Source organism: Trebonia sp. (genome assembly GCF_049794275.1).
In the GTDB taxonomy this organism is placed as follows: Bacteria; Actinomycetota; Actinomycetes; order Streptosporangiales; family Streptosporangiaceae; genus Trebonia.
Genome location: NZ_JBARCR010000473.1, coordinates 1 through 4079, shown reverse-complemented (window position 1 = coordinate 4079; position 4079 = coordinate 1). Strand labels below are relative to the sequence as shown.

At 65.0% G+C, this 4079-nt stretch carries 6 protein-coding genes; 4 read left to right on the top strand and 2 right to left on the bottom strand.

Annotated features, from left to right (window positions below):
• The first annotated feature begins 58 nt into the window (after positions 1-58).
• Positions 59-427: a VOC family protein gene (locus WA805_RS13015; RefSeq protein ID WP_422284403.1), complete on the top strand. Its 369-nt coding sequence runs from the start codon at positions 59-61 to the stop codon at positions 425-427.
• A gap of 218 nt (positions 428-645) precedes the next feature.
• On the opposite strand, the gene WA805_RS13010 is transcribed toward WA805_RS13015, so the two are convergent.
• Together WA805_RS13010 and WA805_RS13005 are read right to left on the bottom strand one after the other, a co-directional pair.
• On the bottom strand, positions 646-1167 hold the full coding sequence (locus WA805_RS13010; RefSeq protein WP_422284401.1) for a hypothetical protein: 522 nt from the start codon (positions 1165-1167) through the stop codon (positions 646-648).
• Positions 1168-1932: 765 nt separating this feature from the next.
• Positions 1933-2337: an SHOCT domain-containing protein gene (locus WA805_RS13005; protein ID WP_422275752.1), complete on the bottom strand. Its 405-nt coding sequence runs from the start codon at positions 2335-2337 to the stop codon at positions 1933-1935.
• Positions 2338-2762: 425 nt separating this feature from the next.
• Here WA805_RS13005 and WA805_RS13000 point away from each other — a divergent pair, with 425 nt between their 5' ends.
• The 3 genes from WA805_RS13000 (at position 2763) to WA805_RS12990 (ending at position 4071) form a co-directional block, all read left to right on the top strand.
• Positions 2763-3239 carry an SRPBCC family protein gene (locus tag WA805_RS13000; protein ID WP_422275754.1) on the top strand — a complete coding sequence of 159 codons (477 nt, stop codon included), beginning with the start codon at positions 2763-2765 and terminating at the stop codon, positions 3237-3239.
• 167 nt (positions 3240-3406) lie between these two features.
• Entirely contained in the window at positions 3407-3616 is a 210-nt protein-coding gene (locus WA805_RS12995; protein ID WP_422275756.1) for a helix-turn-helix transcriptional regulator, read from the top strand.
• The gene (locus WA805_RS12990) at positions 3613-4071 is read left to right on the top strand and encodes a hypothetical protein (protein ID WP_422275758.1); all 459 of its coding nucleotides are present in this window, start codon (positions 3613-3615) and stop codon (positions 4069-4071) included. Before WA805_RS12995 ends, WA805_RS12990 begins: the two co-directional genes overlap by 4 nt.
• Positions 4072-4079 lie beyond the last annotated feature (8 nt).

The following is a 4079-nucleotide window of genomic DNA, read 5'->3' as shown; positions in this document are numbered from 1 at the left end:
ATTCTGACATACATTGTGGTGTGTCAGAAGACTGACATACCATGAGGAGGCAAGGATCGTGGCCGTCACCGGACCCGACTTCATTTCACTGCAGGTGCGCGACCTGGAGCGTTCCGCCGCTTTCTACGAGCAGTACCTGGGGCTGAAGCGCTCCGTCGCAGGACCGCCGCACGCCGTCGTGTTCGACACCAAGCCGATCGCGTTCGCCGTCCGCGACGCCGTCGCGGGCACCGACCTGGACGCGATCGCGCAGCCGGGCCAGGGGATGGCGCTGTGGCTGCACGCCCCCGACGCGCAGGACATCCACGACGCCCTGGCCGCCGCCGGCACGACGATCATCTCAGCGCCCGTCGACGGGCCGTTCGGCCGCACTTTCACGTTCGCGGACCCCGACGGCTACCAGGTGACCCTCCACGACCGCGGCTGAGCCGGGCGTCGCGGTCTTCAGCGCGGCAGGCGCCCTGAGCGGGCTTGTCACCGCGGCAGGCTGGCCGCCAGGGACACGGCAAAGCCGCTCATGCGGTGTGAAGCAGCTTCAGCGTCCGCTGCGGGTCGCGAGCGTGGCGGCGGTTAGCGGCGGCGATGCTGGCCTGGCCGTCCAAGCGCAGCCGACTGATGGCCAGGCTGCGCAGCGAACACCGCAGGTCACGGCCTAACTTCATGACTTTGCCGGGCCCTGGTCGCCGACTGCTGCTTGTAGAACGAGCCGGACTCTTTGCCGAACAGGAGCGCAATCGCTCCCAGGCCGACCAGCCAGATAACCACACCGATGATCAGCGCGGCAACGGCGTGCACCATGAGGAGCGAGATCAGCAGGTCCAGGGTGTTGATGCCGAAGAACACCGCCGACACCACCCTGGCCCAGCTCCGCCCTTTGCCGTTTGCCCAGGCCATCCACAGCCACAGGCCTATCGCGATCAGGCCGCCGATCACTAGCGGAACAGTGCGGGCGACCTCGGCGGTGTGCAGGCTCGCTGCCGTGTAGGCCGGATGCCTCGCCAGGATGGCCGACTTGAGGCTGCCAATGGTCACCACAGCGATGATCACGGCGAGTACCTCAAGGGCCGCACCGGCATACATCAGCTTGACGGCGTTGAGCACCGAGCGCGGCGGCTGGATCTGCTCAGGTTCCTGCGCAGGTCCCGAGGTCGGGTAAGGCGTGTACATCGCTGCTCCCCTCGAGAGCTACGCGCTAGCTGTCGGTGAGGCCAGCCGCGCTAATGATGCGTCGCGATGATCAGACAAATGATCAAGATGACCGCAGCGGCCGAAAGTATCAGGATCACCGCGAGAACGTGCTCGAGGATCCAGTCCCGGCGTGCTATCCGTTGCCGGTCTTTCAACGGCGTCCTGGGCTGGGGCGGATGATAGCCCGGGGGAGGATCGTGCAGGTAAAGTCCTCGGCGGCCCCGGCCCAGGCGGTCTCCTGGGTCCCTTCGCGGGCCACCAATCCAAACCATCACGCCTCCGCTGTCCTTCTGTGGGCAGTGTAGCGCCGTGCAGGATGCTCGAAAAGATCGCGCCGCCGCGACGCCGGAGCCTGGCTTGGCGCACGTGAGCCAGCCTGCGGCTTCCGCCAGGCACCGGCCGAGCCCGCGCAGGGATCGAGAGCTGAAGACGTGAAGTAACGGACATAGGAAGCGTGAGACGGGGCGAGCGTGGCCGCCAGCCTCAGCGGGGAATGGCGGGGGAAGGTCCGCGCCTGGGGCGGCTGTCCCCGCTTCCGGTAGGCCGGTGGTTGCTCGCCGTCACGCGGGGTCTCTGGCACCGGGCATAGCCGATTAGTGCGGGTGGCCGGTCCAACGGGGCCGACGATTCTTCGCCGTGAAAGCACGCCGTTTAGGGTGCTCCCGCTGAGCGCATGAACGGCGCACAAACCGCGCCGCCCTAAACTGCGCGCTCCCACGGCAAACCATCAGCAAGCACTCTCGCTCAGGCCAGGACCTTGGCCTTCTCGCGTTCGAACTCCTCGGGGGTGATGACGCCTCGGTCGCGCAGGTCAGCGAGCTTGGTCAGCTGGTCCGCCGGACTTTGCGAACCTGCGGTCTCCTGGACGTAATCGCGGAGCTGCTGATCCTGTTGCTGCGCCTGCTGCACCATCCGTTCATGCATCGAGCCGCCACGGACGATCAGGTAAATCAGAACACCGATCAGCGGGATGATCAGCACGAACAAGAACCACAGTGCCTTGCCCCAGCCGGACAGGTCGTGGCTGCGGAAGATGTCGATGAACACCGTGATCAAGATCCAGAACCAGATCACCCACAGGAAGATCTCGACGATCGTCCAGAATGCGCCCAGCAGCGGATAAGAGTACGAACTATCAGCGAGCAACATGCCCTCTCCCTTGCCTCGCAGTGCACCGTTCCGGGCCACATGGGACCCGGTAGTAAGCACCAACACCATGATCGTAGTGGGATCTGCGTTAAGAGTCACGCCGGGACACGGGGCTATATATGGCCACGGTGCCTGCGCTGTCGGGCATTCGGCCAATCCCCTCGTCATGGTCCGGTGTCCGGAGACCCCGCAATGTGCGCCTCTGATCCGCTCCAGCACACAACGTGTCCCGGTCCGGTGGCTCACCCAGCAAGGATGAGAAGGCGCCAGCAAATGCCGACCTGCAAGGACAGCACAGTTCGGAAGGCCACGCCCGGCTACCGACCAATGAGTCCTGCCTCGCCGCGTCGTCTACATCGTGAGGCACGGACAACACTTCTCCACGCAAGGCCGTGCGGAAGCCAGAGGATCGGAGACCAGTCACCATGACAGAGGAGACCGTTAGCGCGACCACCACGATCGGCGCATCGGCCGAAACCGTGTTCGCGGTGCTTGCCGACCCAGCCCAGCATGCCGCCATTGACGGCACCGGCTGGGTTCGCGACTCCCTCGACGACCAACGGCTAACCGGCTCAGGTCAGGTCTTCCGGGTGGCCATGTACCACCCAAACCATCCCGACGGCAGCTACGAAATGGCCAACCAGGTCCTCGCGTTCGAGCCGCCGCGCGTTATTTCGTGGAAGCCGGGCTATGTATCACCGGAAACCGGCAAGCTAGAGTTCGGCGGCTGGATGTGGCGTTACGATCTGACCCAGCTCGGTCCGGACAAGACCAAGGTCACACTCTCCTATGACTGGTCGGCGGTAGGACCGATTCCCCGCCAGCACATTCATTTCCCGCCGTTCAGTCCAGATCATCTCGACAACTCGCTGAGCCACTTGGCCGCGATCGTTGCGCGCTAACGACGGCCCGGTCATATGCCCCTGCGGGTCCGATGATGATTTCGCCGCGAGCCGGTAGCTTTCGTCTCTTGGCCTGATTTTGGCTGTACTCGCGTCCGTGGGTGTCGTCGAGCCCTGCTTGTAAAGGTGCCTTGACATCACTGTGCAGGTAAAGGTACCTTGACATCATGCGGAACCGGATCCGGGAACAGCGGAGGCAGCGGGGCCTGTCCCAGGCCGAACTGGCAGCTGCCCTGGGCGTGTCGCGCCAGACAGTGATCTCTATCGAGAGCGGCCGCTACCTGCCCTCACTGCCGCTGGCATTCACGATCGCGCGGTTCTTCGACCTGACGGTCGACAAGATGTTCGATCCGGATGATGAGGAGGCAGGCGCATGATGACATTCATTCCGCCGCGGCTGCGCAAGCCCGGCATCTACGCGCTGGCAGGACTGCTGTTCTCAGCCGCGTGGCTAGTGCAGGGAGGCCGACTGTGGTGGGTCGCGATCCCTGCCCTGATCGGCACCGTCGCGGGTACGGTGCGGCTGTACCTCGTGGGCGGCACCGACACCGACGAGGGCGACCGGATCGGCTCCCGGGCCGATGAGCGGCAGCAGCTGGTCAGCCTGCGGTCCCGGGCCCTGGCCTGCAACCTGACCGCCATCACCTCGTTCATCGGCCTGACCGCCGCAATCGCGGTCAAGGGGACCTGGGGGTGGCCGTTCCTGGTCACCCTTCTCATCACCGGTTACGGATACCTGTTCGGGCTAGGCAGCTACAGCATCGCCGAAGAAGGCACACCGGACGACGCGGACATCGGACGTCAGGCACGCCGCCCTCCGGTCAGCTCCTGACCTTGCCC